The following is a 25,125-nucleotide window of genomic DNA, read 5'->3' as shown; positions in this document are numbered from 1 at the left end:
AAGTGACGAGAGTCTTTATTTGCGTCAGCTACCCACGATAGCGGAGACTGTCGACGAGCAGGGTCAGTGCGGGTGAAGAGTGCCTCCGGCTCGGATAATAGAGGTGATAGCCGGGAAAATAGGGGCACCAATCCTCAAGAACCCGGATGAGCCGCCCCTCGGCAACGTAGGGGAGTACCTGATCTTCCGGCATGTAGGTCACCCCCAGCCCGTCCAGCGCCGAATGCAGTCTCAAGCCGAGATTGTTGAAGACGAGCTGCCCTTCGCCGCGCACCTTCACCTCTCGTCCATCCTTTTCCAGACCCCAGGGAAAGAGCCCGCCATAGGTCGGGAGCCGCATATTGATGCAGCTATGCGCAGTCAGGTCCTGTGGCGTTTGCGGGGCAGGTCGCTTCTCGAAGTAGGCCGGTGATCCGACGACCGCCATCCGCATCTCGGGACCAATGCGGACCGCGATCATGTCCTTTGCCACCTGCTCGCCCATGCGGACGCCGGCATCAAAACCCTCGGCGACAATGTCGGTCAGGCCGTAGTCGACGATGATCTCGACGTTGATGTCGGGATAGTTCGGCAGAAACCGCTTGAGAGCGGGTTGAAGCACGGAGATGGCCGGATGCTCACCGGCCGTGATGCGTATCGTGCCCGCGGGTTTCTCGCGCAACTCACTTAACACAGCCAGCTCTGCTTCTATCTCCTCGAACCTTGGCGCGACAGTTTGCAACAGCCGCTCGCCCGCTTCGCTTGGAGCTACGCTGCGCGTCGTGCGCGTGAGCAGGCGGAGCCCAAGCCGCTCTTCCAATGCTCGGATGGTTTGGCTCAGGGCGGATTGCGAAACCCCAAGCTTTGCTGCGGCCTTTGTGAAACTCCGCTCCTTTGCGACGGTGGCGAAAGCGGCGAGGTCGTTGAAGTTCTCATGTGGCATTGATTAGCCCATCTTATAGGAACATGCAGATTATAGCATCTAATCGCATGGCGCCAGACGCGTTAAATTCAAGCCAATTCGCAAAATGACGAAACGAATGGCGTTGCGGCGCATGGTGGTTCCTGACGGGTAGTACCCTCAGACCTCAAGGAGAATAACGATGAAAAAGCGACAGATCGGCAATCTGGATGTTTCAGCGCTCGGCCTCGGTTGCATGAGCATGAGCGCCCTTTACGGACCGCCGGCTGACAGGGCCGAGATGATCAAGCTCATCCGGGCCGCCCATGATCGCGGCGTGACGCTTTTCGACACGGCCGAATCCTATGGCCCCTTCATCAACGAGGACCTCCTTGGTGAGGCGCTCGCCCCGATCCGCAACAAGGTGGTCATCGCTACCAAATTCGGTTTTGACATCGACCTCAAGACCGGTGAGCGCCGTGGGGGCACAAACAGCCAGCCGGACCATATAAAGGCTGCGGTGGATGCCTGCCTCAAGCGCCTGCGGACCGATCGCATCGATCTCCTGTACCAGCATCGTGTCGATCCGGAGGTGCCGATCGAGGACGTGGCTGGTGCCGTCAAGGATCTGAAAGCGCAAGGCAAGGTCAAGCATTTCGGCCTATCCGAGGCCGGCATCCAAACGATCCGCCGGGCGCACGCCGTCCAGCCTGTCACGGCGGTTCAGAGCGAATATTCGCTGTTCTGGCGTGGGCCGGAAGCAGAGCTTTTGCCGGTGCTCGAGGAGCTTGGCATTGGCTTTGTGCCATTCAGCCCGCTGGGCGCCGGCTTCCTAACCGGCAAGATCGACGAGAACACCAAGTTCGATCCGACCGATTTCCGTAACAGCGTACCTCGCTTTTCACCCGAGGCTCGCAAGGCGAACTTCGCTCTTGTCGACCTCATCAAAGCGGTCGGTGAGCGCAAGGGCGCGACACCGGCTCAGGTCGCGCTGGCCTGGCTGCTCGCTCAAAAGCCCTGGATCGTACCGATCCCCGGTACCACCAAGCTGCATCGTCTTGAGGAGAATCTTGGGGCAGTCGACCTCGAACTGAGCGCGGACGATCTTGCCGAAATCAACACGGCAGCGTCGAAGATCGAAGTTCAGGGCGAGCGGCTTCCCGAGGCCGCACTGAAGATGACCGGCCGATAAAGGAGATCGCAGGCCGCCCTGGCTTCGTAGGTTGGGCGGCCCGCCAACTGCCATGTTCAAATTCACCTTCGATGCCATGGGCACCTCTAAGCTGAACTCTGTGTATGTGGCCCTGTCTCTATTGTTGGCGCCGGCATCTGTCGAAGCCGGCGGTAGTGACAGTGCGCAATCCAGTGGAGGCGCTACCATGCGTGTAGAGCGTCACTCAAAGGATGGAGAGCCCGCGCATTTGCGCCCTGCTAGTCAGATAGTCGACATGCTGGGCAATCCGGCATTTGCGGGTTTCGGTCGATTGCTGTTGCCGTGGGATGGTCGTGCCTATGACGAGACGATGCGCCTTGGCAATATCGGCTTGCTTCTGCCCTATCACAGTCATGTGGATCCGGGGAACGTCGTCTCGGCGCTCAATCGCATGATCGATGACGTGAACAAGGGCGAAACGATATTCTACGATTTTTACACCGAGGCGCAGAAACGGGAAGATCCGACCAGAGAGAACACCGGCTTGTTCTTCTTTCGTGGCAAACCGGGAGAGCCCTTCGCTGTTGTCTCGCCCGGCGGCGGGTTTTCCTATGTCGGTTCTGTTCACGAAGGCTTTCCCTATGCCTTGGAGATCAGCCGCCGCGGATACAATGTCTTGGTGCTGAGATATCGGGCCGGATATGGCGGTGGGGTCGCGACCGAAGACCTTGCGGCGGCCATTTCCTACATCTTCAAGAATGCGGGCGATCTCGGTGTCGGCACCAGGGACTATTCCCTATGGGGCAGTTCAGCCGGAGCACGGATGGCCGCGTCGATCGGTTCGCACGGCGTTGCGGCTTTCGCAGGCGACAACCTTCCCAGGCCGTCGGTGGTCGTGATGGCTTACACCGGCCATTCAGACCATTCTTCCAATGAGCCTCCCGTCTTTGTCGTGGCCGGCGAGCAAGACGGAATAGCGCCTCCATCCCGTATGGAACGGCGCATTGCGGCCCTGCGCCAGGCCGGTACCGAGGTCGAATATCATAAATACAGCGGTCTTGGACACGGCTTCGGACCAGGCATCGGCACCAGCGCCGAAGGGTGGATCACGAATGCCACCCGGTTCTGGGAGCATCACATGAAAAATAGCAGTCACCAATAGTGAGGAAACGCCATGGGTAAGTCGCAGATCAAAATTCTGGTTGTCGGCGCGACTGGAAGCATCGGCCGATATGTCATCGAGGAAGCTCTTCGCGAGGGGCACAGCGTTCGCGTTTTGGTGCGCAATCGCACCAAGCTTCGTCCGACACCAGAGGTGGATGTTGTCGTCGGCGACCTGACGCAACCTGATACGCTCTTAGCCGCTGTAGATGGTGTCGACGCCATCGTGTTTACCCATGGTTCGCACGGCGGCGCATCCGCAGCCGAAGCTGTCGATTATGGTGGGGTTCGTAATATTCTGGCCGCATTGGGAAACCGACAGGTCCGTATTGCGTTGATGACCTCCATCGGCGTGACCGATCGTAGAGGGGCGCATGATTGGAAACGGCGCGGCGAGCGGTTGGTTCGCGCAAGCGGCTTGCCCTACACGATCGTGCGTCCCGGCTGGTTCGACTACAACGACGCCAATCAGCTCCGGCTCCTGCTGCTGCAGGGGGATAAGCGGCAATCCGGCACCCCGCGCGATGGCGTGATTGCCCGGCGCCAGCTTGCGGAGGTGCTGGTCCGCAGCCTTACGTCCGACGAAGCTCTGCGCAAGACGTTCGAACTCGTCGCCGAGACCGGCTCGGCACCAGATGATTTTGATCGGCTCTTTGATGCGATGGACGCGGACGAAGTCGGCGCCCTCGATGCAGTGCATGACGTCGCCAACATGCCCCTCGCTCAAGAGCCAACGCTGGTTGCCGAGGACCTGGATAAAGCCAGGGTGCGCGCGTCCCTTCAATGAGGCAGGTGGCGGATCCTGCTCGCGACCGGCTGCGCAGGCCGCCCAGCTCAATCGACCTCTCTTACCTTCATCGAACAACACCAGGAGAAAATCGTGCAACACGACAGTTTAGAGCAGCGAATCCAGACACTCGAAGACAAGGCCGCCCTTAAGGCTCTTGTCGACGCATTCTCGAACCTTGCAGACCAGAAAGACTTGGCCACTCAGGCGCTGCTGTTCACGGAAGACGCGGTCGTCGACACATATTTCGAAGGACAGCTCTTTGCGTCACTCAAAGGACGCAAGGAAATCGAAGATACTTTTTCAGGTTTCATGGCCAACTTCGAGACCTCCTATCACTTAAATGGCCAGCATACCGCCGAACTGGACGGAGACCGCGCGACGGCCGTTCACTACTGCCTCGTTGTGCTCGTCAATACGGTGGATGGTAAGAAGACCAGACATACCAATGGTGTGTATTACAACGACGAGTATGTCCGTCAGGGCAGTCAGTGGCTGATCTCGAAACGGACGTCGTATTTTACATGGCGGGACCAGCAGCTGATGGGTCAGTCCTAGGCCGCAACTGCCCCTTTGATCAGGTCTCTTCAAGTGAACATTGGTGCGAGCTGCACCCATGTTCATACATCTGAAAATGATTGGTCGATGGATTGATTAGCTCAGCTTCTAGAGCTTATCAGACTTAGCTGTCTAATAAAAAAGTGACATTGCGTTTAGCTTTGGGTTGTCTTGATTTGATAGAAGGACCCGACTGTGAGCGCCTGGAAGTATTTTTTTGCACCATTATTGGTGTCTGCCGGCATCCTGATATCGCCCGCAATGGCTCAACAGGCGAGCAAGCCCGAGCCTCTCGTCATTCAGGAGCAGGGTAGCTTTGCGGTCGGGGGCACGGTTGCAACCGCAGCCGGAACCTTCGATCCGAGGAAGCCGCTGGAGCCCGCGGGGCAGACTTATCACGGCGATCATCTCTATGCCTTCTATCAGATCCCGGTTAGTCCGCGGAAGTTTCCGGTCGTCATGTGGCATGGTGCTGGCCAGTTCTCCAGGACATGGGAGACGACGGCGGATGGTCGCGAGGGCTTCCAGACCATCTTTCTGCGTCGGCATTTTTCCACCTATCTGATCGACCAGCCGCGTCGGGGCGATGCGGGTCGCAGCATGGTCGAGACGACAATCAAGCCGACACCGGACGAGCAGCTCTGGTTCAATCAGTTCCGCGTCGGCTTATGGCCGAACTATTTCGAGGGCGTCCAGTTCGACCGCAGTCCTGAGGCGCTCAACCAATTTTTCCGATCGATGACGCCCAATACCGGGCCGTTCGACATGAATGTGACTTCCGATGGTGTCTCGGCGCTCTTTAACCGGATCGGTCCGGGCATTCTCTTTACCCATTCGCAAGGCGGCGGACCCGGTTGGCTGGCCGCCATCAAGAACCAGAACGTCAAGGCGATTGTCTCCTTCGAGCCCGGCAGCAGCTTCGTTTTCCCCGAAGGCGAGGCGCCCGCTCCGATCCCGAGCGCCTTCGATACCGTTCAAGGTGCTACGGTCCCGATGGAGCAGTTCATGGCATTGACGCGGATCCCGATCCTCGTCTTCTACGGCGACAATATTCCCGATCATCCCGTGGACCTGCCGGCGCAGGATAGCTGGCGTGCCCGACTTCAGATGGCCCGACTGTGGCGGGACGCGGTCAACAAGCATGGCGGCGATGTGACCGTCGTGCACCTGCCGGAGATCGGCATCAGGGGCAACACCCATTTTCCCTTTTCGGACCTGAACAACGTCGAGATCGCGGATCAGGTGTCGAAGTTCCTCGACGAGAAGAACCTCGACTGATTTCGCATTTCCATTCCGAACTCAGGTTCAGAATTTCAGGAGAAACAAGGTGAAGCATTTCGCCAGAAACTTACTTATCACCGGCGGCGTGCTGCTGGCTGGAGGTGTATCCAGTTTGACCAACGCACAAACGCCAACGCCAACCGCTTCTGAGGCGGGGGGCACGCAGCAGCAGTCACGAGCGCAGCAATTGATGGGGAGCACAGCGCCCAAGTTGGCTGAGCTCACGGATGACGTGCTCTATGGGGATATCTGGGAGCGGCCCCAGCTCTCGAAGCGAGATCGAAGCCTGATCACGGTTGCCGCGCTCATCGCAATGAACCGCCCTGACCAGCTTCGCTCCCACCTCGCGCTGGCGCGCAAGAATGGCGTGACCGAGGAGGAACTGGTCGAGACGATCACGCAAATGGCCTTCTATGCGGGCTGGCCGAATGCCGTTTCGGCCGTCGCTGTGGCCAAGGAAGTCTTCCAGAAAAACTGAAGTCCGCTTTGGTTCGTAATGTGCGGCCCGCGCATGAAGCGCGACGTGGGGCCATAACCAACACAAGGGATTCGAATGAAGACGATTACGTTCATTATGTCCTCGCTGGCCCTCCTAACTTCGGCGGCTTTTGCCCAGGACGAGCAGGCAGTCGTCGTCGCCCGCGCTGGTTCGCAGCCATCCAGCTTGGGCTCCGCCGACAATTTCACCGGCTCCGTGCGTGTCGATTCGCGCTTTCAGAGGGACGCACCGGCGCGGATTGGCGGCGGGATCGTGACGTTCGCGCCCGGTGCGCGTACCGCCTGGCACACGCACCCCTTGGGCCAGACGTTGATCGTCACGGCGGGAGCTGGCCTGGTCCAGCAGTGGGGCGGCTCCACCCAGGAAATCAGACCCGGCGACGTCGTCTGGATCCCACCCGGTGTCAAGCATTGGCATGGCGCGACTGCCACCGCCGATATGAGTCACATTGCGATCGCGGAGGCTCTCGACGGTAAAGCGGTCGAGTGGAAGGAGCAGGTTTCGGACGAGCAGTACCGGCGTTAGGCCGCCCCGATCGAAGCCACCAGAGCATTGAGGCGTGCTCTCAACACACGCTTTGCCCCAATTCATTTTACGAACCCGTCGAGGTTGTTCATGACGATATTTGCAAGCCGTTTCCTCGTGATCTCTATGGTTGTTGCCTTTGTGTCCCTTGCCGGATGGCAGGCCGACGCTGAAACCAATCGCGTGAAGTTCCCCGAGAACCTTGATCAGCTGGTGCATTACACGACCGTCCGGCGCGGCAATGTGACTGAGCACATCCTGACGACACCCGAGGCGATGGAAGCTGTCAAAAAAGGACAGCCGATCCCGAACGGCACGCATTTCGTGCTCGTTGATTATCGGGATGGCGCGCTCTACCGATATTTCGTGATGGAAAAGGGGAGTGGATGGGGTGCCGACTATGATGACCGTCGCCGCACCGGCGATTGGCAGTTCCAGTGGTTCTGGCCCGACAAGACGATCAACATGAGCGAGAACACCGCCCGCTGCCAATCCTGCCATCAGGGGCAGGCGGACAGCGATTATCTTTATACCGGGTACCGCATTCCCAGGTTCAACGACACGCCGGTCGAATAGGTTGAGGGGCTTGCGCGTTGAACTCTGTATTTCTCCTAAGGTTGACGTTTGACTTCATAGCCGCCGGCCTGCTGCTGATCGGTCTTTCCTACTGGTGGCTGGGCAATACCGTCCATGAGGTCGCCGGCACCGCCATGTTTCTGCTGGTGATCGTGCACAACGTCTTCAACAGGCGCTGGTACGGCACGATCTCTAGAGGACGACGCGAAGCGAGGAGCTTGATCGAGGTCGCGATCACCGCGCTGCTGCTCGTCACCATGCTGGTGTTGCTGGTGACCAGCGTGCTTATCTCCAACACTCTGTCAGGCTTCATGTCGTCCTATGGCGGCTTCACGATCCGCCAGATCCACACGCTCGCCGCCTACTGGGCATTGGTCATCCTCGCGGTCCATCTGGGCCTGCGCTGGCCGATGATCATGGGCGTGGGACGCAATCTGTTCGGCATCTCGAAATCGAGTGCTGTGAGAAGCTTTGTGCTTCGGCTGATCGCCGTCGTCATCGCCATCCATGGGGTCTGGAGCTCGTTCGAGCTGGGCCTCGGCACCAAGCTCGCAATGCGGGTGACATTGGACTGGTGGAACTTCGAGGAGTCGGTGGTGGGCTTCTTCATCCACTGTATCGCTATCGCAGGCCTCTACATGTTCCTCACCTACTATGCGATGAAGTGGCTGAGGATGGCAAAGCACTGACCGGTCATCACCGATTGGCCATTTCTGCAAGGTGAGGGGACAATCTCAAAGCTTGTTGATTGTCACGCAAACACTTGCTCGATCTTGCCGGTCGCCATTATGATAAGCGCTCGTCAAGTATGGGTTGGACCGAGACTGCCGTGGTCAGGGTATAGAGAAAGCTATCGGTATGTTTCCGAAAGATCGACATTGTCGGATCAACGAACGCAACACAATCATCGCGTATCTTTGACCGATGGCCGAGCTTGCTGTCTATCTTGGCTTGTTCATGGCTGCCTTTGCGGCGGCCACCATTCTGCCAATGCAGTCCGAGGCTGCCTTGGTCGGCTTGCTCCTGACGGGAGAATATGCGGCTCCGGTCCTCGTGGCCGTCGCCAGCATCGGCAATGTCCTCGGCTCACTGCTCAACTGGATATTGGGTCGCGGCATGGAACGTTTCCGTTCGCGCCGATGGTTTCCTGTTCGTGAACAGGCGATGCATCGGGCGCAGACATGGTATCGACGCTATGGACGATGGTCGTTGCTGGCAAGTTGGCTGCCGATCGTTGGTGATCCGATCACAATAGCCGCCGGCGTTCTGCGAGAGCCGCTACCGACATTCCTGTTGTTGGTGACCGTCGCGAAGGTTGGGCGGTATATTGTGCTTGCGGCCGTGACCACAAGCCTGGCTTGATCTTCCGTCTCATAAGAAACGGCAGCGCCGCGTTCGAACAGCATCTCTTTCACCAGCCGTAGGCTGAGGGGAATAGGGAGTTCCTGCTCTCGCATGCACGCCGACGAGACGCGGAGACCCAGCCGCCACTGTTCCTCATTGAGAATCTGAAAGTGCGGAAGCAGGGCGGTGGTGTTCGTCATCGATCCAGGCGAGCGTCTCCATCAATATCTCCTTCGACAAGGCGGGATCGACCATAGCCCGTGCCAGGATCGTTGCCCCGACCATCGCCGACCAGCTTGCAATGGCCCGGCGGCGGCGGTCGGCTTCGGTTGGCTCTTCGACCTTCTCGCTCATCCAGTCGAGCTGTGCCCGCACTCCATCCGTCACCGCCGCACGGGCCTCCGGGGTCTGGCGCAGCGTGTCAGCGGCAAGTCCGGAAATCGGGCAGCCACCGGCCCTGTTGTCGCGATGGCGTGGCGAAAGATACTCCTCCATGTAGGCACCAAGAGGAAGTGTCGCTCCGTTGCGTTGGCCAAGCGCGTGCGCAAGCGCCTGGACGATCAGGTCGTCCTTGGAGCTGAAATGACCGTAGAAGCTCCCATGCGTCAGTCCCGCGGCCTTCATGACCTCGGCGACGCCGACGGCCTCAAATCCTTTCTCCCGAAACAGCCGGCTTGCGACCTCCAGGATCCTTTGGCGGTTTTCGGCCATCTGTTCGCGACTGATTTTCATTTCGAGATTTCTCCATCTCTGCCATTGACTTTTTTATGATAGCCATCACTTTAAAGTCATAATTAGGTTCATCATCATAATTATATAACACTCATTCGAAAGAGAACAAGACAATGGCTGACACTCCCACCGTCCTTATCACCGGCGCGTCCTCTGGTATTGGAGCCACATATGCAGAACGGTTCGCCCGGCGTGGGCACAATCTCGTACTGGTCGCGCGCAATAAGGCAAGACTGGTGGCTCTCTCGGCGCGACTTCGCGAGGAAACCGGCGTAACAATCGACATTCTGCCGGCCGATGTCACCAATTCCGATGAACTGGCGGCGGTGGAAACGCGTCTGCGCGACGATCGTCAGATCGGAATTCTCGTCAACAATGCCGGTGCGAGCCTGGAAGGAGCATTTCCCAATCAGGCTACGAATGATATCGCCCAATTGATTGCGCTCAATGTGACGGCGGTTGCCCGTCTCACCAGTGCCGTCACACCGCGGTTCATCGAGGCGGGTTCGGGTGCGATCATCAACGTCTCCTCGGTCGTCGGGCTTGCCCCGGAATTCGGAATGTCCGTCTATGGCGCCACCAAGGCGTTCGTGACGTTTCTCTCGCAGGGGCTCAGCCTCGAACTCGGACCCAAGGGGATCTATGTGCAGGCAGTCCTGCCGGCGGCGACACGGACGGAGCTCTGGGAGCTTGTCGGCATCGACGTCAACACGCTTCCGGGCGTGATGGAAGTGGGTGAACTCGTGGACGCTGCCTTGGCAGGCTTCGACAAGCGCGAGTCTGTCACCATCCCGCCGCTGCATGATGCCGCCCAATGGGATGCCTATCAGGCCACACGTCAGGCGATGCTCCCGGGCTTTGCGCAGGTCCACGCAGCAGAGCGTTATCGCTCCGCCGCCTAGCGCCTACGCGCGGTCACCGACGCAGGCCGTGCCGCAAAGGCAGGCCGGCCTGTGCCGAGCTTCGGCGCGAAACTCCGAGGCGCGACAGAGAACCATGAAATCCGGACGAGAGAAAAGAAAAGAAACGAAATGACTGACAACACACTCTTTGAACCCTACACACTCGGCGCCCTGACGCTGGCGAACCGTATTGTCATGGCCCCCTTGACCCGCAACAGAGCTGGCGCTGGCTTCGTGGCTAGCGAACTCGCGGTGGAATATTATTCCCAGCGCGCGACTGCTGGCCTGATCATATCCGAAGGGGCGCAGATTTCGCAGGAAGGGCAGGGCTATCAGGATACGCCGGGGATTTATACGCAAGCCCAGATCGACGGGTGGCGGAAAGTGACAAACGCGGTGCATGCCAAAGGCGGGCACATCTTTCTGCAGCTCTGGCATGTAGGTCGTGTTTCGCATGTCGATCTGCAGCCGAATGCGCAAGCCCCGGTCGCGCCATCCGCCATCAAGGCTGATACGAAGGTTTACGTGAACAATGCCTTCGTCGATGTGTCCGAACCTCGCGCGCTCAAACTGGATGAGATCCAGGCCATCATCGCCGATTTCCGTCGCGCCGCCGCCAACGCGATTACCGCGGGCTTTGATGGTGTCGAAGTCCATGGCGCCAACGGCTATCTGCTGGATCAGTTTGCCAAGGACGGCTCCAACACCCGCACCGACGCCTATGGCGGCTCCGTCGAAGGTCGTGCACGGATAATATTGGAAGTCACTGCCGCCGTGGCCGCGGAGGTCGGTGCGCAGCGGACGGGGGTGCGGATTTCGCCGATCAACAGTATCACGTCGACCGATCCGCAGGCGCAATTCAACTACATCGCCGAGAAATTGGGTGAGATGGGTATTGCCTATCTCCATGTCGTCGAAGGTGGGCGAGGTGGGCCGCATGAGGCTGCTGCCTTCAATTACGCAGAGCTTAGGGCCAAATTCGCGAACACCTACATTGCCAATAACGGCTACAACCTGGAACTCGCGACGTCGCGCTTTACGAAGGGCGAGGCTGATCTCTTCTCGTTCGGCCGGCCATTTATCGCCAATCCGGATCTCGTGAAGCGGCTGAAGACAGCCGTTCCGCTGACGGAGGTAAACCCGACCACCATCTACGGCGGCGGCGCCGAAGGCTATACCGACTATCCATTCGTGGCTTCGAACCACGGGTGACCAATCGGCCGCGCTGTTGCGCGGCCTTTTGCAACTGTCAATCCGCAGCGAACGATGCCTCCTCATCAAAAGAGCGCAAATCTCTGATTTTTCGGATAAATCCAGCGCCGATGATGATCCCCGGGGCGCTACCAATCGATCCGCATTATCAGGCGCTTAATGCCAAACCCACTGGGGGCAGTGTTCGCTGCCGAGCCACACACGCCGAAGTCGTTTGAAGATGCCGGATGTCGGCTTTAGTTCCATAATTCTCGATATCGCTTTCCAGCACCTTAAGTGGCCGTTATAATTTAACAATCCAACGACATTATACTGTCTCTTAGGAGGCCGCGGGTTCGATACCCTTCAAGGCGCGCAAGTCTCACAATTAGCTGCAAAGCGGCACTGCGCAACTCGCTCTTCACTAGCGCTGCCAATCCGTCATCACTCTCGCGGAAGCCACCAGTTGGATCTATGATCCGCACGCGGTTCGATTGAAAGATCATGCTCTCGCCTTATGCTGCATTAGCATCCAGCATGAAATCAACGAACGCGCGAAGCTTTCCCGGCATATGTTTGCGATGTGGATAATACAGATGAAACGCGTCGTCCATCCCGCTGTGCTGCTTCAGAGTCTGCCGCAATTGGCCGCCGGTCAGCTCCTGTTTTGCAAACTGCTCGAATACGAAACCGATACCTTGCCCCTGTACGGCCGCGTCCACGACAGACCTCATTTCGTCAAATATCAGACGCCCCTGCACGTCGATTCGAATTATTTGTCCCTCCGAATCGAACTTCCATTCAAACCACCGGCCTCCCACGGAATAGCGTTGCCGAATGCAGTTGTAGTCCAGCAGATCGTCAATGGTCTTGGGTTCCTTTCGATTTTGAAAATAGTCTGGGGCGGCTACCACAATTCTTTTCTGTACCGATCCCAGCTGCATGGCCACCATGTCGTTCTGCACTCTCTTGCCCATCCGTATGCCGACGTCAAAGCCGGCATTGACGATGTCGCCGAGCACGTTATCCAACGATATCTCGACATGGATCATCGGAAAACTCGCCAGAAAGGCATCTATGTGAGGTTCGATCAACATACGGTATGCGACGTATGAAGAATTGACGCGGACGGTGCCAGACGGCTGATCAGTTGCCAGCAAGGCTTCTGACAAGGAGTCTCTGATCAGTGCAAGCGCGGGTGTCATTTTTGAGTTCAGTGACGAACCCGCCTCAGTCAGGCTGACACTGCGCGTGGTGCGGTTGAATAACCGGACATTCAATTGTGCTTCCATGGCTTTGATGGTGCGCGATACCGCGGTGGGCGTGACGTCCAATTCTGCTGCCGCTCGGGCAAAGTTCAAATGCCGGGCCGCCGCCTCGAACGTCAAAAGCCCCGGAAAATGCACAGGCAGCGAGGCGGGCGCCACTCCCGCACGGCCGGCATCCTGGATTATGATCTTTTTGTTCATACTGTATGGCCGTTTCTGATTATTCACGTCATTATCGCGGATCTCTATACTGCAGCCTTGACACAAATTCATCATGAAACTTGGTTGCCGAAGGGAATAAAAATGACGCTCAGCAGTGCTTTCAGCGATCTTTTTTCGCCAATGGAGATGGGTGCATTGAGGCTCGCAAACCGCATCGTCATGGCACCGCTCACACGTAGTCGCATGGGCACAGATGGCGTGCCTAATGAAATGCACGCCTGCTACTACGCACAGCGGGCCAGCGCGGGCTTGATCATCAGCGAGGCGACCAACATCTCCGCGCAGGGGCGTGGCTATGCGTTGACGCCGGGCATCTGGACCGAAGAACAGGTAGCAGGCTGGAAAAAAGTGACCGATGCGGTGCACGCAGCCGGTGGCCTGATCGTGTGCCAGCTGTGGCATGTGGGCCGTTTCTCGCATGTGGACCTGCAGCCGGACGGTGCAGCCCCGGTGGCACCTTCAGCGATTCGAGCGGAAGGGCAGACCTATACTGAAAAGGGGCTGTTGGATGTCTCGATGCCGCGTGCACTGGAAACGTCCGAGATTTCCGGCATCATCCAGCAATACAGGCACGCTGCGGAATGCGCACAACGCGCCGGTTTCGATGGCGTGGAAGTGCATTCCGCCAACAGCTATTTGCTGGACCAGTTCCTGCGCGATTCGACCAACCAGCGTGGCGACGAATACGGCGGCAACATCGAGAATCGCAGCCGGCTCACGTTGGAAGTCACTGCGGCGGTGGTCGAGGTCTGGGGTCACGACCGCGTCGGTATTCGACTTTCTCCCGCGACGCCGGACGCTGGTAATACGCCGCTGGACAGTCAGGTCATGCAGACATATGGCCATTTGATTGAGCAGCTCAATCGCTTCCATTTGGCGTATATGCACTTTGTCGAGGGCGCCACGGCCACCTCGCGGTCCGTGCCCGCCGGCGTGGACCTCGACGCATTGCGCGCACGGTTCAAAGGCCCCTACATCGGCAACAACAACTACGACCTCAACCTCGCGGTAAATCGCCGTGCGGAAGGCAAGGTCGATGCCGTCGCCTTCGGCCGTCCATTCATTGCCAATCCCGATCTGGTCCGTCGCTTGAAAGAGGGCGCTGACCTGGCTGTGGCCCCCCGTGAAACCTATTACGGCAACGGTGCCAAGGGCTACACCGACTGGCCTGTGCTGGCGGGCTGAGCAGGTTGGTTATCGACACAGTATCGACGTGGAACCGAAGAGTCATGGCGACTCTTACCGGGAGTAATCGAGTGACGACGACTTTCATCAAGACTTTGATTTTTGCGGCAGTCGCAGTTGGCATGTGCACAACCACCCAAGCCGCAGAGCCGCCAAGCCGCCCAACAGCCAACCAAGGAAAAACCATGAGCAACCCGACATATGTGCAGGATTACCAAGCCATCTCCGAAGTGCTGAACAAGTACATCGAAGGCTGCAAGCAAGCCAAGAGCAGCATCATGAAGTCCGCTTTCCACCCCCAGGCAACGATGTACAGCGTCGGCCCGGATGGCAAGCTCAGCGGCGGCGCGATCCCGATCTTGTTCGAGGGGATCGACAAGGATTTTCGCCCGTCTCCCGACGCGACGGCCGCGATAACCCGCATCGAGATCGTCGGTACGGCGGCTAGCGCCCGCATCGACGCCAACGACATGTCGGGCATCTCGTTCACCGACTTCTTCCATCTGCTTAAGGTCGATGGCCAGTGGACAGTGGTGAGCAAGATTTTCCAGACGCACGTGGCGCCTTAACCAGCCATCTGCACAACTCCTCCGAGACCCACGACTGAGTCGGCCTGCCGGTTGACCCAGTCCATTGGGAATGGCGCCCTGGATCGCCGATGGTGGTGCGCGCCGACCAACGACCGTAGCGACGGATATGACGATAGCTTCTGGAATCGCAAACGTCTGCCGCTAGAGATCGCTAACGATCTGCGTGGGATCTGGCCGGAGAATAAGCCGCATGGAGCCGCTTTCAGCAAGAAGGCACTTCGTGTTGGGCGTTGATGCCGACGGCACGCTTTTAGACCAAGCCACTCGCAATCTGTTCGACGGTACAGGCACTGATTTTCGTCCGACGCCTGAAGATCAAGGTGCCATTCTCCGCGCCGAGTTCATCCGCACCGCCGCAAGCGCCCGCATCGATACCGACGACGTCTCAGGCTTCTGCTTCACATTCACTCACTCGCAAAAAGGAAATATCATGAAAACCATCACCACCGCAGTCGCCCTTTCCGCCCTGAGCCTGGCGGTTGGTAACGCGTCTGCAGCCGATCGGCCGGGCGTTGAACACCACGTAGCAAAATTCTTGCAATCCCTTGAAGGCGGCAAGACGCTCGACACCATGACGCCTGTCGAGGCCCGCGCGGCGCTGGCGGGTGCCCAGGCTGCTCCCGAAGTGGCCTTGCCGGCGGCTGACGTCAGCGAGAAGACCATCCGCGTCAATGGCAGCGACCTGAAGCTGACGATCGTTCGTCCAGCCGGCAGCAAACAGCAGACCTTGCCTGCCTTCATGTACTTCCACGGAGGCGGCTGGGTGTTGGGCGACTTCCCGACCCACGAACGGCTGGTGCGTGACCTGGTGACCGGCTCGGGTGCGGTGGCGGTCTTCGTCAACTACACCCTGTCGCCTGAGGCAGGATATGGCGTTGCGGTCGAACAAGGCTATGCCGCGACAAAATGGGTGGCGGAGCATGGCAAGGAGATCAACGTCGATGGCAAGCGCCTCGCCGTAGCTGGGAACAGCGCAGGCGGCAACCTGGCCGCCGTGGTTGCCTTGATGGCGAGCGAAAAGGGTGAACCTGTACTACGTTCGCAAGTGTTGCTGTGTCCGGTGACGGATGCAAACTTCGACACGCCGTCGTACAAGGAGTTTGCCAACGGCTACTTCCTGACGAAGGACTTGATGGTGTGGTTCTGGGACCATTACACGAGCGATGTCGAGGCACGCAAGCAGATCTACGCTTCGCCGCTGCAGGCGACGACCGAGCAGCTCAAGGGCTTGCCGCCGACGCTGATCCAGACCGCCGAATTCGACGTCCTGCGCGATGAAGCCGAGGCTTATGCCCGCAAGCTCGACGCTGCGGGTGTGCATGTGAAGTCGGTGCGCTACAACGGCATGATTCACGACTTTGGGCTGTCCAACGCGTTCAGCCATCTGCCGGCGCCCCGCAGCGCGATCGCGCAGGCATCGCAAGAACTCAAGACTAACCTGGGCAAATAATTTCAAAGGCATGTAATCCGCAGCTTTTGGCAAAGGCGCGGGACTTCATGATTAAAAACACCGATGCGCTGGAGGAAGCGCATCGGCTAGAGATGTAAGGGCATAAACTCTTCGCTGAAATTCGATTTGCTCATGATGATCTTCTTGCATCAAATTTAGGAAAGAAGGTGTCTACAAATCACGGGGCTATTCAAACAACTGGCCCAGGGCCAATGACCAAATATCCTATTGGATTATCAGGGCAATGATGGAACAGGCGAGCGCTGGTATCATCACGATGACGCCAAGCTTCAGGAATGGCCACGCTCCCATATGCAGCCCCTCGCGACGCAGTGCCGTCAGCCACAATATCGTTGCGAGTGAGCCGGTCACGGAAAGATTAGGCCCGAGATCTACGCCGATCAGCACGGCACCGGCGATCTTGTCGGAAACATCCGCCGCCTGAACAGCATTGCCTGCCACAAGACCCGCCGGCAGATTGTTGACAAGATTGGAAACCAAAGCGGTGACTGCGCCTGCAGCTGCGACCGTCTGTGATGGATAGGCCGCGGCACCGTGCGAAAGATACTGTGCCAGACTGCCGATCAATCCCGTCCGGTTCAGCGCCTCGACGACGACGAACAATCCGGCGACGAGCGGTAGCACGCTCCAGGAAACGCCCTTGAACGTCTCAACCGGACTTTTGCGCTCCATCAGCAAAATTGCCGCAGTGGTAAGGCATCCGGCCAAAAATGTCGGCAGGCCGAGATCGAAATCGAGCGTGGATGCGCCAAGCAGCACCACAGCCGTGGCACACAAACCGATACCCGCAAGCTTCGCGCTCGACGACAGCGGCATTTCCTCCACATCCGGCGCGACGCTATCGGCATTGATGATGGAACGTTGCGTCCAGAAGAGCGCAAGGAACGTTACGACGATGGAGACGAGGGAAGGCAAGGCGAAGGCGGCAAACCAGCGTGACAGCGGCGGCATCGTACCGCCACCGAAAATCACCAGATTGGCCGGGTTGGAGATCGGCAACACGAAGCTCGCGGCATTGGCGATGAAGGCGCAGATGAGGAGATAGGGCATCGGATCCTTCACCTTCGCCGCCCTGCATGCCGCATAGACCGCCGGCGTCAGCACGACGGCCGTTGCGTCATTCGAGAGAAAGACGGTGACGACGATACCGACGCCATAGATCAGCACGAAAAGCCGCCTTGGCGATCCCTTGGCATGGGCAGTCGCGACCAAGGCCAGCCAATCGAAGAGACCCTCGCGGCGAGCCAGTTCGGAGAGCAGCATCATACCGATGAGAAAGAGATAGACGTCGAGGCCCTTCGTGATGCCAACCCAGGCATCCGTGATACCGATCAGCCCGAAGACTAGAAGCAGCAGCGCGCCCATGACCGCCCATATGGCTTCCGGCAGCGCGAAAGGCCGTGTGATTAGGCCGAGTGCAGTCAGCCCGGCTATTCCCCAAGTCATGGTCAGTGCGTTCATGTTGTTCTTAATTCACAGATTGGAAGAGGACGGAAGGGCGATCAGGGTGTGGCGACGGCAAGGGCGTCGACCTCACCAATATCGTTCTTTTGTGCTGGCGCAATGCTCTTGTATCCGGCGAAAAAAGCGACGACCGCGAAAACGGCTACGCCGCCATGGACCCAATAGGCAAGCCCATATCCACCGATATTGGTAAGCCAGCCCGCAACGACGTTGCTCAGCGAGGCGCCAATCCCCTGAACGGTCATGACCGCAGCCAGCCCGACATTGAAGCGTCCCGTGCCCGACAGTATCCTTTCCGCCGCGATCGGCGTGGCGATACCGATCAGTCCTGCCCCGACGCCGTCCAGAATCTGCACGGGAAAGATGACCGCAAAACTGCTGAAAGAACCGGCGATGGCGCCGCGGATCGGCAAGGCCAGCAAAGCGATGACAAAGACCGATGCGAGCCCGAAGCGGCGAATGAGAAACGGTGCGGCCAGCGCCATCACGATCATAGAAAGCTGGGAGACACCCGTTGTTATGGCGGTAGTGCGGAACGGCGTGCCGAGCTGGATCGAGAAATCCTGTGCGATGAGCCTGCTCATCGGCGCATTGCCGAAATGGAAGATCATCAGTGTGACCGCAAGCAGGATCAGGCCTTTGCTGCCGACCAGCACGGAATAGCCTGAGGGACCTGGCGCGCCGTCGTCATGGGCAAGACCGCGTGCCACTTGATGATCTATCTGGGCGGGATCGATCGCGAACACCGCAAGCACGGTGGCAGCGGCCGTCAAGACCATCAGCCCGATGATGCCGTTCAGACCAAATGCTATGGTCGCGAAATAGATGCCGGCGAGCGATACGACATTACCGGCGTGGTTCCAGAATTCGTTCGTGGAAACCTGCCTCGAGAAATGTCGCTCACCGACGAGACCAAGCGTAAGCCCCATCAGTGCCGGGCCGATGACTGCGCCGACGATAGCCGTCGCTGACTGTCCGCCGAAGACCGACGCATTGTCAGGGCTTGCAAGCGTCCAGAGTGCGGCGGCGGTGACAAGCACGACTGGGATAACGATCAGCATGCGTTTACGGAGGGAGGCATCCACCCACGCACCGAACAGCGGCGTTGCAATCATACCCAATATACCACCGAGCGTCGCGATCAAACCGAGCGTCATCGGCGACCACCCATGGGTTGCCAGAAAGCCGTCCAAGAAAGGCCCCAGGCCGTCGCGTGCATCGGCAAGAAAGAAGTTGAGGACGGCAAGGGCCACCAGCGAACGGTTGGTCAGGCGAGAACGGGAAGCGGATTGCATGCCGGTCTCCATAGGTGTTGCGATGCGGATGATTTGGCGATGGCCACCAATAACAGAATAGCGGGGTTAAAGTTCCGCGCCCGATCCTTTGTAGAGGTTCTGTCGCAAACGTTTCACCGGAGTTGCAATCCTGTATGGTCATACCATAGATCCGGTTGCAGATAAGCAGGCATTGTTGAGTTCCCGATCATGGTCGATTTCAAAGGCAGTCACTACCCCGAAAGACGTCATTTTATACGCGGTATTTTTCTACGTGAGATATGCGGTTTCCTATCACGATCTGGAAGAGATTATGGCCGATCGCGGCGTTGCCGTTGACCACGCGACGCTGAGCAGGTGGGTCGTGAAATACTCGCCCTTGATTGCCGGCCAGGCCCAGCGGCGCAAATCCACGACCGGCAGTTCCTGGCGGACGGTGGTGGAAAATTCCGAGATCTACCAGACCAATGCACGCGCTTATCAGTACCGCTATCAAGTCGGTCCTGGCGAAGATTGGCGCTATGAAGCTTTCCGCCTCAGTGTTCAGGACGTTACCTATTTTACCGATCACAATCCGTCTCAGTCTTATTTCGTCCTGTTGTCAGCGGAGGGCGATGTTTATCACTTCGCATCGCCTGAGAGATTCCAGGAGCGGAGAGGTGAACCCCGACAAGCGAAGCGGGTTTTTCCAGCCGAAGCAACAAGGACGGCCTTCAAGCGCTGAAGCTAGTTGTTCCATAATAAACCTTATGCATCATAAACACGACTTAACACCCCCAAATTAAAGCGCCCTGTTTCTGCAAACAGGACGGAGGTTGATCCGCTATCTTGAAACGGCCATGCCACACTTGGCAGAGATTCGCCTAAGACAAGTGTTTTTGCGAAACACTCGACCTTCTTTTGTGTTAAGTGCGCTCGATAGTAACAGCGATGGAGATTTTTCGCGCCAATGATTGAACTAACACCGTCACAGATCGCAGGACTGAAACTTGCGCAGCTGGGAGACCTTTATCCGCAGTCGGCGAAGAAGTGGACGCACCAGAACGCAACCGTGACTTATGCAAAAACTGACCGCTGGAAAGAGCGACCGCAGAAAATCAAATTCATAAGCGACAAAACATTGGAAGAATTGAGGGAGCCCGGCTTTCTTGAACGTCTCCACGTCGACGACGATGCTGGAAAGGACGCGTACGCCATAACTATGGCCGGCAAGATCTGGCTTCTGAAGAACAAGTAGAGCGAAGAACGCATCCGCGGATTCGCCTCTTTCATGGTCTCGATGTTATAGCGCAATTATGCTTAGGCCCTTCCCCGATTTCGGGGCGCCCCACTGAAGGGTTCCCGCGGAGCTGAACTTGCTCCCGGATGCTAAACCGCGTGGAACAACAACCGTTATTTTTGGTCGAACAGATCGCCGCAGGCCTCGCAAGCGAAGTAGATTTCCTGCTTGTTGCATTGAACATGGCCTGTGGCACCTGCCCGGATCTTCCAGTCACACACTTTCCCATCCCATTTTAGCGTTCCTTCCATGTAGCAGGGCGCTAGGTCATAATCGTCGTGCAGGATTCTGGCGTCGATCTGTTTCGCGCGTTTGAAGAACGCCCGGGCCTTCGCGGCGGTTAAGGCGACATCGGACTTGCGGCACCGATCGGGTGCTTCGGAATGAAAGGCGGCGATCTTCAGGTCAGTGACCAGTTGGTCCTGCGCCACGGCGGAACTGCCAAGCAAGGTCGCTGCGATCAGGATGATAATTCGACTATATATTTCCATACTCCCGCTCTCATTCCATCCGATTTTATCGATGTGTCTAGGCTATTCACCTTGCCTCGGCCACCCAGACGGCCGGTGGTTGAAATTGCTGACGCATTCACGTTACACATCGGGCGCGCGTCGATCCGGGATTCGTTCCTGGGAGGAATCTACCTGACAATCGTCGCTTGTTGTACGTGTTGAGGAGCCACGCATGCAGACAATCACAAGCTCGCCTCCCTTGCCGCTGGATGGTCCGCAATGGGCTCGGCTGCGCCAGCAGGAAGAACTGCGAAAGGCGATGCTTGAGCGGCGCTTCGACGAGCTCGAGCGCATCATGGCGGCGCTCGAAGCGGCGTGGTGGCAGCCTGCTGATTTGCCCGATGACCGCTACACGTTCCTTGCAACCAGCTCTGGCCTGTTTGACAATGCCAGCGTCGACACCGCCCTCAGGCTTGAATTGCTGAATGGCTGGATCCAAGCCTATCCAGGCTCCTACCATGCAAGACAAATCCTCGGTCACTATTATTTTCGCAGGGCCTGTGACATCCGAACGGCAGCCTGGGCATCCGAGGTCGGTGAGGACCAATGGGTCGCCGCGCACATGGCTTGCGTAACAGCAGCCGAATATCTGCTCAAGGCGATGGCGCTCTCGGAGCGACCGGCGCTTGCCGCTGAAACCATGATGCAGATCAGCCAGTACCTTGGTCAGCCAGATTTCGTCGATGCACTGTTTCGTGGTGAGCCCGTTGAAAAGACCATGCAGCGGGAGGAGTTTGAGCCGGATCTTTATGATGCGGCATCTGCCCGGCTTGCCAGACATGGATTAAAGCCGCCCGGCATTGTAACGGCAACGCTTCCTGCCTCTCTTCCGCCCTTGAAGGACGGTGATGTCGGGAATCCAGGCTTTTACTGGCTGCGATACTGCCTTTCTCTGCGGCCACGATGGCCGGATATCCTGGCAGATTACGCGCAGTATTTGAGCCCTCGATGGGGCGGCAGTGATGGAGAGGTCGAAAAATTCGCGGCGGGCCCTTTGTGTTCTTCACTGAGCGAGCGGGAACGCAATTCCGTCCGATGGCCGGGAATTCAGGATGCATTGACGCTCCCCGAATATCCGCAGCCGGGCGACACTCGCGAGATCGCAGCCAGACAGAAGATTTTCAAGAGCTGGCTGGCCCGGGATCTCCCTGATCGCCTGCGTTTCATTTCTCTCGGGAAATACGCGAATTTTACCAATTACTCGCTTGCCGACGCGGAACTGGCGCATCAGCGCCATGTCGAATCCGTCCGCTATTGCAAGCCGCCGGGAACCTATCCCGCCATAGATGGCCCGTTTCGGGACTTCACCAATGTGATGCTGATCAAGCGTTTGGAGGACCATGAGGGAGCCTATGCCAGCGTCCTGCAAACCGCCGTTCGCCGTTTCGATGAACCAACGATGCTCACTGTCGCAGCATTTGCGTGGCAGTTCGGCATGTGGGGGATCACGGCCGATCCGGCGATTGCCACGCGGTTGATCGACCGGGCGGCGCAGCTCGAGCCGTTTTATGAACCTGATGAATTTACGCCGATGCATGCCTGCCGGATGATGTGGGACGGAGGGTTTCAAAAGGAGGCAACCTATCTTACCCGCGCCTTTGCCGAGCGACGCGTCTATTCCGCTGCGGCAAGCATGTATGACATCACGCGAGGAATCCGGCCCGATACCGATCCGGAGTTGCTTGACGGCGAGGAAGCCGATCACTGGCTCGAACTGGCTGTCGAAGACGGTGAGGCAGTTGCTTTGCACAATTATGCATGGCGCCTTGAAAATGTTGACGATATTGATTTGACGGTCCGGCAAAATTTCGAACGCGTCCGCAATCTTTATGTCGGAGCGATGCATGGCGGCGTGGAAATGGCAATGATCAGGGTTGCGAGCGTCGACCGGCGGCACGGAAATGCAGAGGAAAAACAGCAGGCCGTCACCGAGATGAAATCCCTTGTCACCTACCATGACGACCACATTGCCGGTGAAGCCTATGGCGAGGTTGTCCTGGCCTATAAATATGGCCAGGGCGTTCCCAAAAGCGAGTTTGTCGCCATGCAGTGGTTCGACCGATACAAGGAGCTTTTCCCGGACCATTCGACAATGGAATGGATGGAAACGCAGGTCTATGGATCGACGGGAATGCAAATGGCCGGGCGGGCGTTGAAGGCGTTCTTCCTCGGCAAGAAGCTCTCACAAGAGCATCTCCCACCGAAATAAGCATCACAATGGCCACGCCCCCACAGTCCCCGCGTGAAGGCAGATGGCGAGCCTTGATCTGGCTCGCCTTTGGCGATGTGTCTTTGCTCGTCTGCGGAGCCGTGCTGGTCCTGTCCCCTCTCCTGCTTGCATTGTTGCTGCCTTCGCGGCTTCTGCTGGTGCTTCTAGCCTTGCCGTCGCTATCATGGGTCTTTTACGGGCTGATGGTCCTGCGTGCCTATGCGGCAGTGCCCACGCCACCGGTTTCGAATGGCATATTGCTGAACCCCGGCAAGGTTCCCGCTCTTGCGGGGGAGCTTGAACGATTGCGGCTTGCCTGCGACGCGCCCGCCTTCACGGCTGTCTATATTAACGCCGAGCTTAACGCCTCCATCTACCAGACAGGGTCCCGTGCCGGTCAGCCAAAGCATATTCTGGTGCTTGGCTTGCCGCTTCTAGCCCTGTTGACAGGAAAGCAGGCCGCGGTCGTCATTGCACACGAATACGCACATATCTCCCGGCAGCATGGCCATTTTGCGCGTTGGGCCTATGTGGCGCGTCAACGCTGGTCGGCGCTTGGCGAATTGCATGAGCGCAATCATCGGCTGATCACCGCGCCGCTCAGATTGTTTCTCTCATGGTACGTGCCCCGTATGATGCGCGAAACACTGGAGTTTTCACGCCGTTGCGAGATGGTTGCCGATGCGCAGGCGATTGCGGTTTGCGGCAGCGACATTGCATTCGAGGCAGAAACAGCTCTGGCGTTGCGGCAAAGGGCCATGTCCAGCCGGTTCTGGCCGGATATATTTGCGCAAGCGGGCAATGATGACATCGCTCAGACGCGGCCATTTACGCAGCTTTTGACGGAACCAGCGAGCAGTCGTCCGCGCGACGGCGCGCAGGCAGCCGTCTGGCTGCATGAAAGCCTCTGCCAGGAACCGGATAGTCACAGCACACATCCCGTCTTTTTCGAGCGCATCGCGGCAACGGGATTTGATCCGGCAGGCCCCCTGCCCGAACAACTGCCCTGGCACCTTGGAGAGACATCGGCGGCCATGGATTGGTTGAGAGCGGAAGCCCCCGGCATCGCCGCGCAGCTTGATGCCGATTGGCGCGAAACCGCGGCGCAAGGTTGGCGGGATGCAAAAGAATGGCGCGCATATCAACACCGCGAATTCTCAAAGCTTCTGCAGCGTCGCGAACAACAGGTGTTTGACGAGCAGGACTGGTTGGAGCTGGCTCGACTGGCCGAGACATTCGATCCAGCAGGCACGCTTCGCGCCGAAGCAGTTACACAAGGATTGCAGCACTCCCCTGAAGACCCAGCGCTTCTTCAGCTAAAGGCCGGTGATCTGGAGCAAGACGGCGATATCGACGGCGCGATTTCCATATGGCATCGCATCGGTCAGCCCCCTTCCTCGTCCGAATATAAGGCTCATCGTCATCTTTGCGAACTCTACTTGTGGATGGGAGACAAGCCAGCGGCGGAACACCATCGGCAGATCGCCGATCAATTGTGGGCTGGCGAAGATGTAGGTCAATCCGTATCCAAAGGTCTTTTTCCTCACGGAATGGATGCGTCCGAACTCACCTTGCTGCAGGGCACACTTCAGCCGCTCTTCCAGCATGCGCGCGCCATCTGGCTTTGCCGCGACACGCCACCGGGTACGGCAAGCCAGCCGCGGTGGTTCCTCTATGTGCAAGCCTATGACAGCTGGTTCATGCGTCTGGTCGGCAAACTGACCGGCGAGGAGGATATCAATGCTTCCGTCTGCAAACGGCTGCTGGAGCGGCTGCAGACGCGGCTACATCTCTATCTGGAGGTCCGCTTTATCGGGCCGGGCGATCAGATTCCAGCTCATTGCACACACGGCAGCTTGATTGCCCAAGCCGGCTCGGCCGCGTCGCCGACAATTGATCGGCTTGAGAGTCCGTAGACTGCCGTCTCCAGACATGCCTGGTGAAAGCGGACGCTACGTCGGGCGAATCTGGTCGGTTATAGGTGTCGCCTTCGTACACTTTGCACGGCATCAAATTTGTAAGGCGTAGACAACATCCTAACGGCAAAATGCAGATTCACCCA

Annotated in this window: 24 protein-coding genes and 1 pseudogene; 19 read left to right on the top strand and 6 right to left on the bottom strand. The window is 58.1% G+C overall.

Annotation, left to right across the window (positions count from 1 at the left end):
• Positions 1-28 precede the first annotated feature (28 nt).
• The gene (locus HB780_RS07580; RefSeq protein WP_183689408.1) at positions 29-922 is read right to left on the bottom strand and encodes a LysR family transcriptional regulator; all 894 of its coding nucleotides are present in this window, start codon (positions 920-922) and stop codon (positions 29-31) included.
• Positions 923-1,082: 160 nt separating this feature from the next.
• Here HB780_RS07580 and HB780_RS07575 point away from each other — a divergent pair, with 160 nt between their 5' ends.
• From HB780_RS07575 to HB780_RS07530, 10 genes are all read left to right on the top strand, one after another.
• Positions 1,083-2,072 carry an aldo/keto reductase gene (locus HB780_RS07575; RefSeq protein WP_183689407.1) on the top strand — a complete coding sequence of 330 codons (990 nt, stop codon included), beginning with the start codon at positions 1,083-1,085 and terminating at the stop codon, positions 2,070-2,072.
• 187 nt (positions 2,073-2,259) lie between these two features.
• Entirely contained in the window at positions 2,260-3,195 is a 936-nt protein-coding gene (locus HB780_RS07570) for an alpha/beta hydrolase (RefSeq protein ID WP_183689644.1), read from the top strand.
• A gap of 12 nt (positions 3,196-3,207) precedes the next feature.
• Complete coding sequence (locus tag HB780_RS07565) at positions 3,208-3,981, top strand: SDR family oxidoreductase (RefSeq protein ID WP_183689406.1); 774 nt, start codon at positions 3,208-3,210, stop codon at positions 3,979-3,981.
• 93 nt (positions 3,982-4,074) lie between these two features.
• A complete protein-coding gene (locus HB780_RS07560; protein WP_183689405.1) occupies positions 4,075-4,539 on the top strand; it encodes a nuclear transport factor 2 family protein in 465 nt (154 codons plus the stop codon).
• A gap of 195 nt (positions 4,540-4,734) precedes the next feature.
• Positions 4,735-5,817, top strand: coding sequence for an alpha/beta hydrolase (locus HB780_RS07555; protein ID WP_183689404.1), 1,083 nt, complete (start codon positions 4,735-4,737; stop codon positions 5,815-5,817).
• A gap of 115 nt (positions 5,818-5,932) precedes the next feature.
• Positions 5,933-6,298, top strand: coding sequence for a carboxymuconolactone decarboxylase family protein (locus tag HB780_RS07550; protein WP_286203029.1), 366 nt, complete (start codon positions 5,933-5,935; stop codon positions 6,296-6,298).
• A gap of 75 nt (positions 6,299-6,373) precedes the next feature.
• Entirely contained in the window at positions 6,374-6,844 is a 471-nt protein-coding gene (locus tag HB780_RS07545; RefSeq protein WP_183689403.1) for a (R)-mandelonitrile lyase, read from the top strand.
• 90 nt (positions 6,845-6,934) lie between these two features.
• Complete coding sequence (locus tag HB780_RS07540) at positions 6,935-7,420, top strand: cytochrome P460 family protein (RefSeq protein WP_183689402.1); 486 nt, start codon at positions 6,935-6,937, stop codon at positions 7,418-7,420.
• A gap of 17 nt (positions 7,421-7,437) precedes the next feature.
• Complete coding sequence (locus HB780_RS07535; RefSeq protein ID WP_183689401.1) at positions 7,438-8,109, top strand: DUF4405 domain-containing protein; 672 nt, start codon at positions 7,438-7,440, stop codon at positions 8,107-8,109.
• Positions 8,110-8,344: 235 nt separating this feature from the next.
• On the top strand, positions 8,345-8,782 hold the full coding sequence (locus HB780_RS07530; protein WP_183689400.1) for a YqaA family protein: 438 nt from the start codon (positions 8,345-8,347) through the stop codon (positions 8,780-8,782).
• 135 nt (positions 8,783-8,917) lie between these two features.
• On the opposite strand, the gene HB780_RS07525 is transcribed toward HB780_RS07530, so the two are convergent.
• Positions 8,918-9,496 (bottom strand): TetR/AcrR family transcriptional regulator, encoded by a 579-nt coding sequence (locus HB780_RS07525; RefSeq protein WP_183689399.1) that lies wholly within the window; start codon positions 9,494-9,496, stop codon positions 8,918-8,920.
• Positions 9,497-9,609: 113 nt separating this feature from the next.
• Between HB780_RS07525 and HB780_RS07520 the strand changes: the two genes are divergently transcribed.
• Positions 9,610-10,398 (top strand): SDR family NAD(P)-dependent oxidoreductase, encoded by a 789-nt coding sequence (locus HB780_RS07520; RefSeq protein WP_183689398.1) that lies wholly within the window; start codon positions 9,610-9,612, stop codon positions 10,396-10,398.
• A gap of 129 nt (positions 10,399-10,527) precedes the next feature.
• Positions 10,528-11,610: an alkene reductase gene (locus tag HB780_RS07515; protein ID WP_183689397.1), complete on the top strand. Its 1,083-nt coding sequence runs from the start codon at positions 10,528-10,530 to the stop codon at positions 11,608-11,610.
• 494 nt (positions 11,611-12,104) lie between these two features.
• Here the strand turns inward: HB780_RS07515 and HB780_RS07510 are convergent, their stop codons facing one another.
• Positions 12,105-13,058 carry a LysR family transcriptional regulator gene (locus HB780_RS07510; RefSeq protein WP_183689396.1) on the bottom strand — a complete coding sequence of 318 codons (954 nt, stop codon included), beginning with the start codon at positions 13,056-13,058 and terminating at the stop codon, positions 12,105-12,107.
• A gap of 102 nt (positions 13,059-13,160) precedes the next feature.
• Here HB780_RS07510 and HB780_RS07505 point away from each other — a divergent pair, with 102 nt between their 5' ends.
• The 3 genes from HB780_RS07505 to HB780_RS07495 all read left to right on the top strand — a co-directional run bounded on the left by HB780_RS07505 (position 13,161) and on the right by HB780_RS07495 (position 16,304).
• Positions 13,161-14,264, top strand: a complete 1,104-nt coding sequence (locus tag HB780_RS07505; protein WP_183689395.1) for an alkene reductase — start codon at positions 13,161-13,163, stop codon at positions 14,262-14,264.
• A gap of 71 nt (positions 14,265-14,335) precedes the next feature.
• Positions 14,336-14,833, top strand: coding sequence for a nuclear transport factor 2 family protein (locus HB780_RS07500; protein WP_286203006.1), 498 nt, complete (start codon positions 14,336-14,338; stop codon positions 14,831-14,833).
• 451 nt (positions 14,834-15,284) lie between these two features.
• Complete coding sequence (locus HB780_RS07495; protein WP_183689641.1) at positions 15,285-16,304, top strand: alpha/beta hydrolase; 1,020 nt, start codon at positions 15,285-15,287, stop codon at positions 16,302-16,304.
• Between the two features lie 225 nt (positions 16,305-16,529).
• Here HB780_RS07495 and HB780_RS07490 read toward each other — a convergent pair whose 3' ends face one another.
• Both HB780_RS07490 and HB780_RS07485 read right to left on the bottom strand, forming a co-directional pair.
• On the bottom strand, positions 16,530-17,786 hold the full coding sequence (locus HB780_RS07490) for an arsenic transporter (RefSeq protein ID WP_183689394.1): 1,257 nt from the start codon (positions 17,784-17,786) through the stop codon (positions 16,530-16,532).
• A 41-nt stretch (positions 17,787-17,827) separates the two neighbouring features.
• Positions 17,828-19,084 (bottom strand): MFS transporter, encoded by a 1,257-nt coding sequence (locus HB780_RS07485; protein WP_183689393.1) that lies wholly within the window; start codon positions 19,082-19,084, stop codon positions 17,828-17,830.
• Between the two features lie 189 nt (positions 19,085-19,273).
• Between HB780_RS07485 and HB780_RS07480 the strand changes: the two are divergent.
• Positions 19,274-19,553, top strand: a pseudogene (locus HB780_RS07480) (IS6 family transposase); the annotation flags it as partial.
• A gap of 459 nt (positions 19,554-20,012) precedes the next feature.
• On the top strand, positions 20,013-20,300 hold the full coding sequence (locus HB780_RS07475) for a hypothetical protein (protein WP_183689392.1): 288 nt from the start codon (positions 20,013-20,015) through the stop codon (positions 20,298-20,300).
• 155 nt (positions 20,301-20,455) lie between these two features.
• On the opposite strand, the gene HB780_RS07470 is transcribed toward HB780_RS07475, so the two are convergent.
• Entirely contained in the window at positions 20,456-20,773 is a 318-nt protein-coding gene (locus HB780_RS07470) for a hypothetical protein (protein WP_286203005.1), read from the bottom strand.
• Between the two features lie 253 nt (positions 20,774-21,026).
• Here HB780_RS07470 and HB780_RS07465 point away from each other — a divergent pair, with 253 nt between their 5' ends.
• On the top strand, positions 21,027-23,063 hold the full coding sequence (locus HB780_RS07465) for a DUF4034 domain-containing protein (protein ID WP_183689390.1): 2,037 nt from the start codon (positions 21,027-21,029) through the stop codon (positions 23,061-23,063).
• Positions 22,952-24,979, top strand: coding sequence for a M48 family metallopeptidase (locus tag HB780_RS07460; RefSeq protein WP_353622954.1), 2,028 nt, complete (start codon positions 22,952-22,954; stop codon positions 24,977-24,979). Before HB780_RS07465 ends, HB780_RS07460 begins: the two co-directional genes overlap by 112 nt.
• Positions 24,980-25,125 lie beyond the last annotated feature (146 nt).

This window comes from Rhizobium lusitanum, from assembly GCF_014189535.1.
GTDB classification, from domain to species: domain Bacteria; phylum Pseudomonadota; class Alphaproteobacteria; order Rhizobiales; family Rhizobiaceae; genus Rhizobium; species Rhizobium lusitanum_C.
This window is presented reverse-complemented; position numbering and strand designations above follow the sequence as displayed.

Bases quoted from the DNA above. Each gene is read 5' to 3' on its own strand.
- HB780_RS07530 (WP_183689400.1), top strand. From the start codon at position 8,345: ATGGCCGAGCTTGCTGTCTATCTTGGCTTGTTCATGGCTGCCTTTGCG.
- HB780_RS07525 (WP_183689399.1), bottom strand. From the start codon at position 9,496: ATGAAAATCAGTCGCGAACAGATGGCCGAAAACCGCCAAAGGATCCTG.
- HB780_RS07515 (WP_183689397.1), top strand. From the start codon at position 10,528: ATGACTGACAACACACTCTTTGAACCCTACACACTCGGCGCCCTGACG.
- HB780_RS07545 (WP_183689403.1), top strand. From the start codon at position 6,374: ATGAAGACGATTACGTTCATTATGTCCTCGCTGGCCCTCCTAACTTCG.
- HB780_RS07460 (WP_353622954.1), top strand. From the start codon at position 22,952: ATGGATGGAAACGCAGGTCTATGGATCGACGGGAATGCAAATGGCCGG.
- HB780_RS07575 (WP_183689407.1), top strand. From the start codon at position 1,083: ATGAAAAAGCGACAGATCGGCAATCTGGATGTTTCAGCGCTCGGCCTC.
- HB780_RS07565 (WP_183689406.1), top strand. From the start codon at position 3,208: ATGGGTAAGTCGCAGATCAAAATTCTGGTTGTCGGCGCGACTGGAAGC.
- HB780_RS07465 (WP_183689390.1), top strand. From the start codon at position 21,027: ATGCAGACAATCACAAGCTCGCCTCCCTTGCCGCTGGATGGTCCGCAA.
- HB780_RS07475 (WP_183689392.1), top strand. From the start codon at position 20,013: ATGATTGAACTAACACCGTCACAGATCGCAGGACTGAAACTTGCGCAG.
- HB780_RS07490 (WP_183689394.1), bottom strand. From the start codon at position 17,786: ATGAACGCACTGACCATGACTTGGGGAATAGCCGGGCTGACTGCACTC.
- HB780_RS07485 (WP_183689393.1), bottom strand. From the start codon at position 19,084: ATGCAATCCGCTTCCCGTTCTCGCCTGACCAACCGTTCGCTGGTGGCC.
- HB780_RS07510 (WP_183689396.1), bottom strand. From the start codon at position 13,058: ATGAACAAAAAGATCATAATCCAGGATGCCGGCCGTGCGGGAGTGGCG.
- HB780_RS07580 (WP_183689408.1), bottom strand. From the start codon at position 922: ATGCCACATGAGAACTTCAACGACCTCGCCGCTTTCGCCACCGTCGCA.
- HB780_RS07540 (WP_183689402.1), top strand. From the start codon at position 6,935: ATGACGATATTTGCAAGCCGTTTCCTCGTGATCTCTATGGTTGTTGCC.
- HB780_RS07495 (WP_183689641.1), top strand. From the start codon at position 15,285: ATGAAAACCATCACCACCGCAGTCGCCCTTTCCGCCCTGAGCCTGGCG.
- HB780_RS07570 (WP_183689644.1), top strand. From the start codon at position 2,260: ATGCGTGTAGAGCGTCACTCAAAGGATGGAGAGCCCGCGCATTTGCGC.
- HB780_RS07505 (WP_183689395.1), top strand. From the start codon at position 13,161: ATGACGCTCAGCAGTGCTTTCAGCGATCTTTTTTCGCCAATGGAGATG.
- HB780_RS07520 (WP_183689398.1), top strand. From the start codon at position 9,610: ATGGCTGACACTCCCACCGTCCTTATCACCGGCGCGTCCTCTGGTATT.